Annotated in this window: 12 protein-coding genes and 1 pseudogene; 5 read left to right on the top strand and 8 right to left on the bottom strand. The window is 53.7% G+C overall.

Going from position 1 to position 14,542, the window contains the following annotated elements:
* Both JJU14_RS14700 and JJU14_RS14695 read right to left on the bottom strand, forming a co-directional pair.
* Positions 1-1,156 (bottom strand): annotated as a pseudogene (locus tag JJU14_RS14700) (aconitate hydratase B); the annotation flags it as partial.
* A 304-nt stretch (positions 1,157-1,460) separates the two neighbouring features.
* A complete protein-coding gene (locus JJU14_RS14695; protein WP_228614478.1) occupies positions 1,461-3,533 on the bottom strand; it encodes a M13 family metallopeptidase in 2,073 nt (690 codons plus the stop codon).
* Positions 3,534-3,705: 172 nt separating this feature from the next.
* Between JJU14_RS14695 and JJU14_RS14690 the strand changes: the two genes are divergently transcribed.
* Complete coding sequence (locus JJU14_RS14690; RefSeq protein WP_228614477.1) at positions 3,706-5,070, top strand: MFS transporter; 1,365 nt, start codon at positions 3,706-3,708, stop codon at positions 5,068-5,070.
* A 36-nt stretch (positions 5,071-5,106) separates the two neighbouring features.
* Here JJU14_RS14690 and JJU14_RS14685 read toward each other — a convergent pair whose 3' ends face one another.
* Genes JJU14_RS14685 through folB form a run of 5 tightly spaced genes read right to left on the bottom strand, consistent with a single transcriptional unit; the run spans position 5,107 to position 8,866 of the window.
* Complete coding sequence (locus JJU14_RS14685; protein WP_228614476.1) at positions 5,107-5,826, bottom strand: DUF445 domain-containing protein; 720 nt, start codon at positions 5,824-5,826, stop codon at positions 5,107-5,109.
* A 32-nt stretch (positions 5,827-5,858) separates the two neighbouring features.
* Complete coding sequence (locus tag JJU14_RS14680; RefSeq protein WP_228614475.1) at positions 5,859-7,208, bottom strand: FAD-binding oxidoreductase; 1,350 nt, start codon at positions 7,206-7,208, stop codon at positions 5,859-5,861.
* Between the two features lie 6 nt (positions 7,209-7,214).
* The gene (locus JJU14_RS14675; protein WP_228614474.1) at positions 7,215-8,021 is read right to left on the bottom strand and encodes an undecaprenyl-diphosphate phosphatase; all 807 of its coding nucleotides are present in this window, start codon (positions 8,019-8,021) and stop codon (positions 7,215-7,217) included.
* On the bottom strand, positions 8,022-8,513 hold the full coding sequence (gene folK / locus JJU14_RS14670) for a 2-amino-4-hydroxy-6-hydroxymethyldihydropteridine diphosphokinase (RefSeq protein WP_228614473.1): 492 nt from the start codon (positions 8,511-8,513) through the stop codon (positions 8,022-8,024).
* Positions 8,513-8,866 carry a dihydroneopterin aldolase gene (gene folB / locus JJU14_RS14665; protein ID WP_228614472.1) on the bottom strand — a complete coding sequence of 118 codons (354 nt, stop codon included), beginning with the start codon at positions 8,864-8,866 and terminating at the stop codon, positions 8,513-8,515. The genes folK and folB overlap by 1 nt, the downstream gene beginning before the upstream one ends.
* A gap of 121 nt (positions 8,867-8,987) precedes the next feature.
* Between folB and plsY the strand changes: the two genes are divergently transcribed.
* Positions 8,988-9,593 carry a glycerol-3-phosphate 1-O-acyltransferase PlsY gene (gene plsY / locus JJU14_RS14660; protein ID WP_228614471.1) on the top strand — a complete coding sequence of 202 codons (606 nt, stop codon included), beginning with the start codon at positions 8,988-8,990 and terminating at the stop codon, positions 9,591-9,593.
* A 19-nt stretch (positions 9,594-9,612) separates the two neighbouring features.
* On the opposite strand, the gene tsaD is transcribed toward plsY, so the two are convergent.
* The gene (gene tsaD / locus JJU14_RS14655) at positions 9,613-10,626 is read right to left on the bottom strand and encodes a tRNA (adenosine(37)-N6)-threonylcarbamoyltransferase complex transferase subunit TsaD (protein WP_228614470.1); all 1,014 of its coding nucleotides are present in this window, start codon (positions 10,624-10,626) and stop codon (positions 9,613-9,615) included.
* A 164-nt stretch (positions 10,627-10,790) separates the two neighbouring features.
* Between tsaD and rpsU the strand changes: the two genes are divergently transcribed.
* From rpsU to rpoD, 3 genes are all read left to right on the top strand, one after another.
* A complete protein-coding gene (gene rpsU, locus JJU14_RS14650) occupies positions 10,791-11,006 on the top strand; it encodes a 30S ribosomal protein S21 (protein WP_091338499.1) in 216 nt (71 codons plus the stop codon).
* A gap of 201 nt (positions 11,007-11,207) precedes the next feature.
* The gene (gene dnaG / locus JJU14_RS14645; RefSeq protein WP_228614469.1) at positions 11,208-12,956 is read left to right on the top strand and encodes a DNA primase; all 1,749 of its coding nucleotides are present in this window, start codon (positions 11,208-11,210) and stop codon (positions 12,954-12,956) included.
* A gap of 84 nt (positions 12,957-13,040) precedes the next feature.
* A partial coding sequence (gene rpoD / locus JJU14_RS14640; RefSeq protein ID WP_228614468.1) for an RNA polymerase sigma factor RpoD occupies positions 13,041-14,542 on the top strand: 1,502 nt, incomplete at its 3' end.

Genomic DNA, 14,542 nt, shown 5'->3' with positions numbered 1-14,542 from the left:
GCGCCAGAGTGAAGCCTTTGCCGCTATCGTCTTTCGCGCTTGGACGACGGAACACTGTCGACGGAGCCAGTTTCAGGAACTCACGGGCACGGTCGGTCAAACCCCGGCCGATGATCAACGGAATACGGCCACCCGCTTGTACTTCATCCAACAGTACATCCGTTGCCAGGCTAAATTCAGCAACCACTTCATCGCTGCCATGACGGCAAACTTTGCCCTGATATGGGTAGATATCAATCACATCACCCATATTCAAATTGGAAACATCTACTTCAATAGGCAGTGCGCCCGAGTCTTCCATGGTGTTAAAGAAGATGGGGGCAATTTTACCGCCCAGCACAAAGCCACCGGCACGCTTGTTTGGCACGTAAGGAATATCATCGCCCATAAACCACAGCACCGAGTTGGTGGCAGATTTACGCGAGGAACCCGTACCAACCACATCACCGACATAGGCCAGTGGGAAACCTTTTTCTTTCAATGCTTCCAGTTGCTTGATTGGGCCACGTACCCCTTGCTCTTCCGGCTCAATACCCTCGCGGCTGTTTTTGAGCATCGCCAGCGCGTGCAGTGGGATATCCGGCCGTGACCAGGCATCCGGGGCCGGTGATAAATCGTCGGTGTTGGTTTCACCGGTGACTTTAAACACAGTCAGGGTAATTTTTTCTGCCAATGCTGGTTTGGCCTTAAACCACTCGGCCTCGGCCCAGGACTCCACCACTTGTTTGGCAAAGGCATTGCCGGCTTCAGCTTTGTCAGTGACATCGTGGAAGGCATCAAAAATCAACAAGGTATGCGACAAGGCTTTGGCAGCCAGTGGCGCCAGGCTCGCATGATCCAGCAAGCTGATCAAAGGCTCAATGTTGTACCCACCCATCATGGTGCCGAGCAGCTCAGTGGCACGCTCTGGTGTCACTAAAGGAGACTTGGCTTCGCCCTTGGCGACAGCAGCCAGGAAACCGGCTTTAACGTAGGCCGCTTCATCCACACCCGGTGGGATGCGGTTTTCCAGCAAGTCGACCAAAAAGGCTTCTTCACCCTGAGGTGGATTTTTTAGCAACTCGACGAGAGCTGCCACTTGTTCAGCATTCAGCGGCTTGGCCGGGATGCCTTCTGCCGCGCGCTCGGCGACGTGATCACGATATTCTTGTAGCACTGTAGTGTCCTCTTGGTCGTTGGTGACGCTGCATGGTTCAGCCAGCTCTACCCGTCTTACCTGCAATCGGTCTGGGGAGAGTTCGCAGCCTGCAAGCGTCAACTCTTGATATGAACCCGCGTGATTATAAGAAATTAGCTGCCGGATTAACATTCGCCTGTGGTCGTATCCGGTTATAGCCGGTATAAACTGGCTGAATAAAATGGTTAGACCAGTTTAACGAAAAGTGCAGGGAGTGTCGGCACGCAAACAGGCAGCCGCGACGCGACTGCCTGTTAACCGATGGAAGTATAACAGAAATTCTTTACCAGATCTTGACCCGCTCCTCCGCTGGTAAATACATGCTATCGCTTGGCTGCACATCAAAGGCCTGGTAGAACTCAGGTATATTTGGCAGCACACCAATCACCCGATAGTACGGCGGTGAATGTGGCCCGGTGCTCAACTGGCGACGCAAAGCCTCTTCACGGTAGTTGGAGCGCCAGATTTGCGCCCAACCGATAAAGAAACGCTGCAAGCCGGTGAAGCCATCCAGCACCGGCGCTTCTTCGCCACCAAGCGACAGTTTGTAGGCGCGTAGGGCCACAGTCATGCCGCCCAGATCGCCGATGTTCTCACCCAAAGCGACATCGCCATCGACAAAAACGCCCGGGAAAGGCTCAAACTGACTGTACTGAGCACTTAAGCGGGCACCTAATTTTTGGAAGCGCTCTAAGTCCTCGGCAGTCCACCAGTCACGCAGATTGCCATCACCGTCGTACTTGGCCCCCTGATCGTCAAAGCCATGGCCAATTTCATGGCCAATCACAGCGCCAATACCACCGTAATTGACCGCATCATCGGCATTCATATCAAAGAAAGGCGGTTGCAAAATCGCGGCCGGGAACACGATTTCGTTCATCACCGGATTGTAATAGGCATTGACGGTTTGCGGTGTCATAAACCATTCATGACGCTGAATGGGCCCACCCAACTTACCAACCATATCATCGTAAGCGCGATGGCTGGCGCGGATGCTATTGCCAACCAAGTCATCGGCTTTAATCACCAGCTCAGAGTAATCCTGCCACTTATCCGGGTAGCCAATTTTGGTGGTAAAGGTACTGAGTTTTTCCAGTGCCGCCACTTTGGTTGCTTCCGACATCCACTCCAGCTCTTTAATCGATTCGCCAAAGGCCAACAACACATTATCGACCAACTCTTCCATCCGAGCTTTGGCTGCTTCGTTAAAGTGACGCTCGACATACAACTGGCCAACCAGCTCACCCAGCACACCATTGGTGGTATCCACCGCCCGACGCCAGCGCGGTTGCTGCTCTTCGACGCCTTGCAGCGTCTGGCTGTAAAAAGCAAAACGACGATCCGCCACGGTTTCGCTTAGCTGCGGTGCAAAGCTGTGAATGGTACGGTAGGTCAGATACGCCTGCCAGGTGCTGAGATCGGTGCTGTTCACCAGTTTAGCCAGGCCCTCGAAATAGGATGGCTGTGCCACAATCACATCCTGCTCCGCCGGTAAACCGAAAGCAGCAGCATAGGCTGGCCAGTCAAAAGCACCCAATAAGGATTTCAATTCACCGGCTGATTTTTTGTTGTAGGTTTTATCGGCATTGCGGCTGTCCAGCCGGGTCCAGTGGTGTCCGGCCAGCGCATGCTCCAGCGCCATGATCTGCTCTGCCGCAGCGGGCGCATCGGCAAAACCGGCCAGGGCCAACATATCGGCAACGTATTCCTGGTAAGCCGCTTTCAGACGCAGGGAATCCTCATCTTCGTTAAAGTAATAATCCCGATCCGGCAAACCTAAACCGCCCTGAAACAAATAAACGGCGTATTGGGTCGACTCACGAGCATCATTGTTAACGTACCAGCCAAACAACCCAGCCACACCATCACGCTGCAGCTCGGCTTTGAGGCCGGCCAGTTGCTCGCTGGACTCCAGTGCTGCAATTTTATCCAGCAAAGGCTGGATAGGTTGAATACCCAAGGTATTTAGGTGATTTTGGTCCATAAAGCTGTTGTAAAAGCTGGCCAGTTTGTACTCGTTGGAGCCCGGTACCAAATCGGTGCGGGCAGCCACTTCTTCAATAATATCACGCACTGCCTGCTGAGCTTGCTGGTGCAAAATATCGAAGGAGCCGATGCGGGAACGATCGGCCGGGATAGGATTGTTTTCAATCCACTGGCCATTAACGGCATAGTAAAAGTCATCCTGAAAGCGCACACTGCTATCAAAATTTTCCAGCTCTACGCCAGAGGTTAACGCCGCTTGCGCAGGTACCGCAGCGCCTTGCTGCTCGCCAACCGGCGTGCGATTGCTATCACAGCCAGCCAGACCTAACGCCAAAGCGACGCTGAAAGCCAATACACTGAGTTTTTTCATTGTTATAAAATCCTGTAGAGGTCGAGGTTGCGTTTAAGCATAGTACGGAGCTAGGCGCTGAAGCGCAAAAAAGTTTTGTAACAAAAGCTGACAAACTCATTACCAGCTTGGCGACATTGCTTGACGCGCTCGGCTCCGCTACAGTGTCTCTCTAACAATAAAGCATCGCACGATGCACCAAGTTGAGAACCCAACCATCATGAATCAACCACTTTCGGCCTTGCCAAGGCCTACCCCGCTGCACCGCTGGCTGGTACTGCTGTTTGTTAGCCTGGCCATGTTTGGCAACTACTATGTCTACGACTCGCTCGGCCCCGTAATTGATCTGCTGCAAAGTGATCTGGGCTTTAGTAACCAGCAAACCGGCTTTTTGATTTCCATCTACAACCTGGGGGCCATTGTTGCGCTGTTGATTGGCGGTATTATCATCGACCGTTATGGCACCAAACGCGCCTTGCTACTGTTTGCCAGCATCTGTTTGCTGGGTGCCGTAGTAACAGCGCTAAGCCCTCGCTATGAAATCATGGCCAGTGGCCGCTTGCTGCTTGGGCTTGGCTCCGAACCGCTGATAGTGGCAGCGACTACTGTGCTGGCCAAATGGTTTAAAGGCAAAGAGCTGAGTTTTGCTTTTGGCATTAACTTGTCGTTATCACGCTTGGGTTCAGCCTCGGCGGATTGGTCTACCAGCTTTGCCAGCCCGCTGTACAGCAACTGGCAGGACCCGCTGTGGCTGGCGACTGCTTTCGCTGGTATCTCCGTCACTGCGGCCATGCTGTACTGGTTGCAGGAAAAACGCTGTGAAGGCCGTTTTAACCTTGGCGTCACCGAAAAAACCGACCAATTAAAATTTAAAGAGTTATTTTTCTTTGGTCAGCGCTACTGGTACATCGTGGCACTGTGCGTGGTGTTTTATTCCACCATTTTCCCGTTCCGTACCTTTGCCATCATGTACTTTCAGGAAGCGCACGGCATGGCCCGCGAAGCCGCTGGCATGCTCAATAGCATGATGATGGTATCGGCGATTGTTGCCACCCCGTTGTTTGGTTTGCTGATAGATAAAGTCGGCCGGCGTGGCCTTTTTATGACTTTGGGCTGCCTGATGATGCTGCCGCTCTTTCTGGCCGTCACCTATCTGCCAGCCGGCGCACCGGTGATGGTGTTTGGCAGTGCCATTCCAATCACTCTGTTGCTGGTGATGCTGCTGCTGGGCTGTGTTTTTTCCCTGGTACCGGCGGCAATGTGGCCTTCTGTGGCCTATACCGTCGATCAGCGCCGTTTAGGCACCGCCTATGCCACCATGACGCTATGCCAGCAAATTGGCTGGTCCATCGTACCGCCAGTGATTGGCTATCTGAATGATCTGAATCAGGCCAGTGCCGACAATGTCGCAGGCTATGCGCCTGGTATGTGGTTCTATACCGGCCTGGCCGTCACCGGTCTGGTGTTTGCGCTGTTGTTATGGCGTCATGAAAATAAACCAATGGCCAGGCCGGGCCATCACAAGGAAACTGCCGCCGAGCATCAGCACCCAGGGTAAGCTGCCCCAGATGAACAGCAGGCTCAGGCCTGCTGTTTACAAACCATTGAGTACCAAAGCGGCCAGCAAACCCAGCAGGCCGCCAAAAAAACCGCCCCAGATCACCAGCCAGCCTAAGTGCTCTTTGATCATCTGTTGCAGCATCTGCTTCACCAGCTCCGGCGTAAGCTCATCCAACCTGGCTTGCACTATGGTTTCAATGTGCTGCTGAATTTGCTGCATTTGCTCTGGCCGCTCCAACTGCAGCAGGATCTGTTGCTGAAACTCATCGGAGTCGGCAATTTCCGTCAAAGCGTTTTTCAGTTCCAAAATAAAGGGCTCGCGCAGCGGCAACAGTACTTTTTTGCCGCCAACCATCATCAGCATGGAGCCAAAAGACGACTCCTCCACCACCTTAAGCAGGGCATCAAAGGCCGGATCCAGCTCTACCTGCTCAATCACCGGGCCCAGTTCCAGTTTCATTGGCTCGCCGTATTCATCTTGCTGATGCAAAAAGCGGTCGATGTTGTCACTGCTGAAAAACTGCGTCATCAACAGCTGCTGCAGGCTTTGCTTTAACTGCTCGAAACGGGCCGGGATCACGCCGGAGCCATAGAGACCAGGCACCTTTTCAAACAACATATGCACTGCCAGCCAATTGGTCAGGCCACCTGAGAGCGCAAAAAGGCCCGTGGTCAGCAACCAAGGCTGCGCCAGGCCAAAACCAGCGATGGTGATTGCCAGGGCCACCCCATTGGTCAGCATACTTTTGTTCATTCAAAACTCCTTAACGTCGAACAACCAAGCAACTAGTGACGCTTATCCTGCCAGCGTCCCCATTGATAATACAGCCACTGACCAAGCCGGCGCCAGCGGGCAAACGGAAAGGCCGGCAATGGCCGCTGATAACAGGGCAGATTCGGGATGGATTGTCCCATCGCCAGCTCGGCCAGCCGCTGACCGGCCAGGGCAGAAAACGACAGGCCGCTGCCACAATAACCGGCGGCATAACTCACGCCAGCATAGGAGCTATCCTGCGGTGCCTGATACAGATGCGGCAGATCATCCAGCGACACCGCCACCCAGCCACTCCACTGATAAGCGATATCTATACCCGCCAGCGCTGGAAAGCTGTACTCAAGCGCACTTCGCAAGGCCTTGGTATAGCGGGGTTTATCGGCATGGCGGCCCTGAATGGCGCCACGGCCACCAAACAACAGGCGACCATCCGGCAGCAAACGGTAATAGTACTTCAGGGCCCGGGTATCCATCACGATGGGCTGACCACGAAAGCCGCAAGCGCTTCGCTCGTGCTCCGTCAGCGGCCGGGTCACGATAATGCTGCTTTGTACCGGCAGTATGCGCCCATTAAGCAATGGATGAAAATCTTTCGGCGTATAGCCATTGGTGGCAATCAACACTTTTTTAGCCGTCACTGAGCCCTGAGGGGTCTGTAGCCGGTGCAGCCCTTGCTGTTTTTGCCAACCAAGCACTGGCGAGCCGCCATAGATGGTGGCGCCTGCCTGCTCTGCCAGCCGGCTGTAACCCAGCGCCAGTTGCAGCGGGTTTAGCCCAAAGCAGTCCGGGTCCAGCAAAGCACCACAGGCCTGCTGATCGGCCAGATGCGTCTGCTGCAGCTCGGCCTGGCTCAGGTATTGTAGCTGTTCCCCAAAGTGCTGATTGAGCAGCTGTTGTTGCTGTTCAAACAGGGGTAAAAAACGCGGCTGATGCGCCAGTTTGTAGTAACCAGGCGGCTGCGCCTGACAGTCGATAGCGCCCTTTTGGCAAAGCGTGGCCACTTGCTCAAAGGCCTGCCGGTATTCCCGGTAGCAGGCCTGAGCGGTTTCAAGGCCAAAACGCTCAGTCAGCTGCACCGCCCCCAGCCGACCGGTGCCTTTTAGCACAAAACCCGCATTACGACCGCTGCAGCCCCAGCCAGGCTGGTGTGCTTCGAGCACTACCACATGCTGTGAAAACCGCCCGGCCAGCACCCTGGCGGCATTTAAGCCGGTATAACCCGCCCCAATCACCACCAGATCGGCACTGCGCTCTTGCTGTAACGCCGGATAACCGGGCTCTGCCTGCCCTTGCCCTGCCCAGTAAGATGCCGGATAAGGGGCATTGCAACCGGGATCTTTATCCAGCAAGGGGTCGTACATTGGCGCTTAGCCGGCAAACCAGGTTAAGAAAATCACCAGGCCAATGCCCAGCGCCAAGCGGTAAATCACAAAGGGCAACATGCCCATACGGCTGATAATTTTTAAAAACAAGTGAATACAAACCAAAGCACTGAAGAAAGACAACGCCATGCCACCGGCCAGTGCCGGTATGTCGTACACTTCCGGGTTTTTAATCAGTTTAGAGGTTTGGTACAAGCCAATCAGCACAATGATAGGAATCGACATTAAAAACGAGAAACGGGCGGCGCTGGCACGGTCCAGCCCCATCATCAGGCCTGCGGTCATGGTGACGCCAGAGCGGGAAGTGCCCGGAATTAACGATACCGCCTGAGCCACTCCAATCACCAGCACCTGACGCCAGCTTAAATGCATCACATCGGTCTGCTGTTTGGCGGTACGATCGGCATACCAAAGCAAACTGCCAAAAATCAACGTGGTGCAGGCAATCACCCAGGGCGAGCGCAGCACAGTTTCAATTAAGCCAGCAAACAGCAAGCCAGCCAAGCCAGCCGGTATAGTGGCGACAATCAGCATCCAGGCCAGGGTGCCATAGGTGCTTTGCTGGCCACGCAGCGATTGCAACCAGCCCAGGATCAACTGGCCCACATCGCGGCGAAAGTACAACACCACGGCCGCCAGGGTCCCTACATGCACCGCCACATCAAAAGCAATGCCCTGATCATCCCAGCCTAAGATGGCCGAGGGTAAAATCAGGTGCGCGGATGAAGAGATTGGTAAAAATTCGGTAATACCCTGAATAATGGACAGGATAAGGATTTCAATGGTACTCACTTAGGTTTCACTCCATGAAAAGGGCACCGTCCACAGTTTTTGCTGCTTCGGGTACTGTTGCCATAGTTGGCGATAGGTCAGGCCAGTCTGTGGATGAATGTGCTCCGGCACCAGCTCTGCCAGCGGCCACAGCACGAAGGCATTTTTGGTAATTTCATCCCGTGGCAGTTCCACCGGCTCCTTGCAGATAAGCTGGTCGTAAGTTAGCAAGTCCAGATCCAGCGTCCGGCCGGAAAAACGTGCCACATTGCGCTTGCGACCGTGCTGGTCTTCAATGGCTTTAAATAATTCGACACACCCTTCCACCGTTAAGTCGGTGTGGGCAGCCACCACCAGATTGTAAAAAGGATCGCCGTCAAAACCGACCGCTTCACTTTCGTAGACGGAGGAAATGTGCAAGGCGCCAAGGGCTTGTTGAAGCTCGCGGATGGCTGCCCGGATATGCTGTTCCCGTTCGATATTGCTGCCAATGCTGATCAGAATAAAGGCCATCAACCGGCCTCCCGCTCAATGCATACCCCGACAGTTTCCGCCGTTGGCACCGCCCCCGGTTTACTGACAGTGACCTGAACCCGGCTGGTGGCAAAGTTTTGTAACAAAAATTCAGCCACCCGCTCGGCCACCGTTTCAATCAGCTCAATCGGCTCACGCTGAACCAGTTCGGTGACCTCGGCCGCAATCACACTGTAATCCAGTGCCTGGCGGATATCATCGCTGGCGGCAGCCTGGCGGGTATCGCAGCTTAGGGCTAAATCCAGCTCCAGCCGCTGTTGAATGGACTTTTCCCACTCGTACACACCTATCACCGTATCGATGCACAACTTTTTAATAAAAACAGTATCCATCAGTTCATTCCGCAGCAGGTTCAGGGTAAGATGAAGACATAAGCCAATTGGGTAGATTGCCGCCACCTTGACCAAGCGACGCCGATCTTATCGTAAAAAGCCAGGCTGAGGAACCGCATTGATGACACCCATGATCCTGACACTTATGTTGCTGGCATATCTGCTGGGATCCATCTCATCGGCGGTGCTGATTTGCAAGCTGTTCCGGCTGCCCGATCCCAGAACCACTGGCTCCAACAACCCGGGTGCCACCAATGTGCTGCGCACCGGCGGCAAATTGCCAGCAGCACTGGTGTTGCTGTTCGATATTCTTAAAGGCACTATCCCGGTGTGGGGCTCGTACTTTTTGGGGCTGGAGCCGATTTATCTGGGCTTGATTGGTATTTGCGCTTGTCTTGGCCACATTTATCCGGTGTTTTTTGGCTTTAAAGGTGGCAAAGCGGTGGCAACCGCGCTTGGTACCATGATGCCCATTGGGTTGGATCTGACCGGCCTGCTGCTGGCGACCTGGGTGTTGGTACTCGCGATCAGCGGTTACTCGTCTCTGGCAGCCATTATTACAGTGGGTTTAGCGCCGGTGTTTACCTGGTTTATTAAGCCGATGTATACCTTGCCGGTGTTGATGCTCAGCCTGCTGATCATTGCCCGCCATCACCAAAACATTGCCCGGCTGCTGCGTGGCAACGAAAGCCGGGTCTGGGATAAAGATAAAAATCTTAAAGAATAGTCCTTAGGGTCTGTTGACCCTAGATGGGTGACAGCTGTTCCATCGGCCAGCGTGGCTGAACGGCAATCGCCAGATCCTGCTGTTGTCCAGCTACCAGACGCTGATGGCCGGCAAAGGCAATCATAGCGCCATTGTCGGTACAAAACTCTTTACGAGGATAAAACACCTGGCCACCGCGCTTTTGCAACAAAGCGGCTAATTGTTCACGCAGAGAGGTATTGGCGCTGACCCCGCCCGCGACCACCAGGCGATTCAGACCGGTTTGTTGCAAAGCCCGCTCGCACTTCGCTACCAACGTATCTACCACTGCTTGCTGAAATGAAGCGGCGATATCAGCTCTGGCTTTGTCATCCGAACCGGCTTTGGCAATGACATTGGCAGCAGCGGTTTTCAGGCCACTGAAGCTAAAATCCAGCCCGGGCCTGTCCAGCATCGGTCGCGGGAAGCGATGTGCTGTCGGGTTGCCTGCAGTGGCCATCTTCGCCAGCAAAGGACCACCCGGGTAATCCAGCCCCATCAATTTGGCGGTTTTATCGAAGGCTTCACCGGCTGCATCGTCAATCGACTCGCCCAAAAGCTGATACTGGCCAATACCTGCCACGGCGACCAGCTGGGTATGCCCACCGGAGACCAGCAGCGCCAGGAAAGGAAACGCCGGTGGTTCAGCTTCCAGCATAGGTGCCAGCAGATGGCCTTCCATATGATGCACCCCTATGGCCGGCTTTTGCCAGGCAAAAGCAAGGCTACGGCCAATAGAAGCACCTACCAACAAAGCACCGGCCAAGCCTGGTCCTGCGGTGTAAGCCACGCCATCGATATCGGCAGCATTGATGTTGGCCTCTTTGAGTGCAGCCCGGATCAACGGCAAAGTTTTACGCACATGATCGCGTGATGCCAGCTCCGGCACCACACCACCGTAATCAGCGTGCAGCTTCACCTGGCTGTACAGCTGATGGCTGAGTAAGCCCAACTCACTGTCGTAAATCGCTATGCCTGTTTCGTCACAGGATGTCTCAATTCCCAGTACCCGCATTGTTTCCTCCGGCGCTAAAACCCGCGAATTGTACTGGGATCCAGGATAAATCACCAGCGATCCACAGAATCCCTTTACAAGGCCCCCGGCTTTTGAGTAAAATGCGGCACCATTTTTAATCGTATTGGTCGCTGACTGACCAGATAAACCGAGGTGAGAATTTAATGCCTGTTGTTAAAGTAAAAGAAAACGAACCCTTTGACGTAGCTTTGCGTCGTTTCAAGCGCTCTTGTGAAAAAGCTGGCATCTTGGCTGATGTGCGCGCGAAAGAATTCTACGAAAAGCCTACCTGGATTCGTAAGCGTAAGAAAGCGGCTGCGGTAAAACGCCACGCGAAAAAGCTTTCTCGCGAAAACGCTCGTCGCATCCGTCTGTACTAATCGGTACCAAAGACGTCACAGCGACGGCTGCGTTTCATTGCCAGGCAGGCAGCAGCTGTTCTCAAACAGCTTTTGATTGCAATGAAACGCCCACCTGCTTTCTGGCTGCAATTACGCAGCAGAGTCAGGAACTAGCATATGCTGACCACACCGTGCTTCCAGGCACGGTTTGTCTTTTTCTGAGCAAAGTGAAACTATCCAGTGGCCGGACAGATCCCGCGACAGTTCATTGATGATTTACTGGCTCGAACCGACATCGTCGAGTTGATCGATCAGCGCGTTCCTTTGAAGAAAAAAGGCCGGAATCATTCTGCCTGCTGCCCTTTCCATAACGAAAAAACACCGTCTTTTACCGTCAGTCAAGATAAGCAGTTTTATCACTGTTTCGGCTGTGGCGCCCATGGCAACGCCATCACTTTTTTGATGGAGTACGAGCAACTGGAGTTTCCGGAAGCCATCGAAGAGCTGGCGGCGATGCACCATCTGGAAGTACCGCGCGAAGGCGGTGGTCCAGCCCGACCAAGCGGCCAGGCCGATGACTATACCTTAATGCAAAAAGCCAGCACCTTGTGGCAGCAACAGTTGCAGCAAGGCCCGGCCAGCGCACAGGCGCAAGCCTACATAAAACGCCGGGGTTTAAGCCCGGCCACCGTACAAAAATTTGGCATTGGGGTGGCGCCGGATAGCTGGGATTTTCTGCTGCGCCAGCTGGGCAGCGATAAAAAAATCCGCGATCAGCTGTTTGAGCTCAAGCTGACCAATCGCAATGAGCAAGGCCGCGAGTACGATTTTTTTCGCAACCGCTTGATGTTTCCCATCCGCGATCGCCGCGGCCGGGTTATTGCCTTTGGTGGCCGGGTGTTTGACGATGGTACACCCAAATACCTGAACTCGCCCGAAACTCGTTTGTTTCATAAAGGCCGGGAACTGTATGGGTTTTATGAGGCTCGCCAGCAGCAAGAACGGTTGGAACAGGTGCTGGTAGTAGAAGGCTACATGGATGTGGTCGCGCTGTCGGAGCAAGGCATCGATTTTGCCGTCGCCAGCCTGGGCACGGCCACCACCAGCGAGCATATGCAAACCCTGTTTCGCTATTGCCGCTCCGTGGTCTGTTGTTACGATGGCGACCGGGCCGGTCGCGATGCGGCCTGGCGGGCACTGCAAAATGCCCTGCCGCAATTAAAAGATGGCGTCGAGCTGAAATTTGTCTTTCTGCCGGATGGCGAAGATCCGGATAGCATGGTGCAACAAGAAGGCAAAGACGCTTTTTTGCAGCGGATAGCCAACGCCGATAGTTTGCAGCATTATTTCTTTGAGTATCTGTTGGCGCAGCACGACGCTGGCTCGGATGCAGGGAAATCGGCCTTGCTGGCCGAGGGCAAAGCTTTAATTGGCCAGATCCCAAGCGAATTTTACCGTGAGCAATTAAGCGACAAACTGCACAGCCTAATTGGTAAACCCAGGGGGCTAAAGCCAGCCCCAGGCAAAGGAAGCGCCGCACGCTTCATGCCGAAGGCGCAAAGCATGACACCGATGCGCCGGGCCATTGCCTTGATGCTGCAGTACCCAGCATTGGCCAATAGCATTCCCCAGGCGCAAGAGCTGGCGGGTGCCAACTTAGCTGGCATGGAATTATTGCTGGCCTTACAGCACAAAATACTGGCGGCACCTGGTATCCGCACGGCTCAGTTGCTGGAGCATTGGCGTGATAGCCAGGAATATCCGATACTGAATAAACTGGCGATGTGGGATCCGCAGCTGGAACCAGAGCAAGTCGAACCAGAATTTATCGATACCTTCAGCGCCATTGAAGATCAATACCTGCAACAACGGTTGGAAGCGCTGGAGCGCACCGCCAAGCTGCAAAAATTAACCCCTGTCGAACAACAGGAATACGTATTGCTGCTAACAGCACTAAAAAGCAGAAAACCGCGATCGGCACCAAGCTAATTGCTGGCTAGAAATGCCGCAGTTTGTTATAATTGCCAGTTCGCAATTCGTTTATTAATTAACTTGAGTGGAAGAACAGCCTCTATGGAGCAAAGTCCTCAGTCGCAACTCAAACTCCTAATCTTGAAAGGTAAAGAGCAAGGGTACCTCACCTTTGCCGAAGTCAATGACCACCTTCCACAAGACATTATCGACTCGGAGCAAATTGAAGATATCATCCGCATGATCAACGACATGGGGATTCAGGTTTTTGAATCTGCCCCCGATGCCGATGATTTGATCATGACCGATGCCGCCGCCGATGATGACGCTGCGGAAGAAGCAGCGCAGGCACTGGTCAGTGTCGATAAAGAACTAGGCCGCACCACCGATCCGGTACGGATGTACATGCGGGAAATGGGTACCGTCGAGCTACTGACCCGGGATGGCGAAATTGAAATCGCCAAACGCATTGAAGATGGCATCAACCAGGTTCAAACCTCGGTTGCCGAATATCCGGAAGCCATAACCTATCTGCTCGAATTGTGGGATAAGTACGAAGCCGATCAGATGCGACTAAGTGATATTGTTACCGCTTTCGTCGATCCGAATGAGCTAGAAGAAGCCCCGGTGATTGCCACCAACATTGGTTCGGATGTGCCTGAATCCAACAATGATGACGACGATGATGACGATGACGATGATGACAGCGATGATGCCGATGATGGCGACAGCGGTCCGGATCCGGAAGTTGCACGGGTCAAATTTGCTGAACTGCGCGATCAGTACGACGTCACCCGCAACTCCATCGTCAGCAATGGCCGTGAGCACGACACCACCAAAGAAGAAATTCTGAAGCTGAGTGAAGTGTTCCGTTGTTTCCGCCTGGTACCAAAGCAATTCGATCGTCTGGTAAAAAACATGCGTGAGATGATGGACCGGGTGCGCGTGCAAGAACGCCTGATCATGAAGCACAGCGTCGAGCATGCCAAGATGCCAAAAAAGGCGTTCGTCAAAGCCTTTACCGGCAATGAAACCTCGACCGCCTGGATCGACGCTGAGATTGCTGCCAAGAAGACGCATTCTGACAAGCTGACTGACTTCAAAGACGATTTGTATCGCTGTATTGAGAAGCTGAAAAAAGTCGAAGAAGAAACCGGCCTGAGCATTGCCAAGATCAAAGACATCAACCGCCGGATGTCGATTGGTGAAGCCAAAGCGCGCCGGGCCAAGAAAGAGATGGTCGAGGCCAACCTGCGTCTGGTTATTTCCATTGCGAAAAAATACACCAACCGTGGTCTGCAGTTCCTTGATTTGATTCAGGAAGGCAACATCGGCTTGATGAAGGCTGTGGATAAGTTCGAATACCGCCGTGGTTACAAGTTTTCGACCTACGCCACCTGGTGGATCCGTCAGGCCATTACCCGCTCGATTGCTGATCAGGCCCGTACCATCCGTATCCCGGTGCATATGATTGAGACCATCAATAAGCTGAATCGGATCTCCCGGCAGATGCTACAAGAGATGGGCCGCGAGCCTACCCCGGAAGAGCTGTCCGAGCGCATGCAAATGCCGGAAGACAAAATCCGCAAGGTGTTGAAAATCGC

Source organism: Alkalimonas sp., from assembly GCF_020831925.1.
Taxonomy (GTDB): domain Bacteria; phylum Pseudomonadota; class Gammaproteobacteria; order Enterobacterales; family Alteromonadaceae; genus Alkalimonas.
Note: the sequence above shows the minus strand (reverse complement) of the source record. Positions and strands in the feature narration are given on the sequence as shown.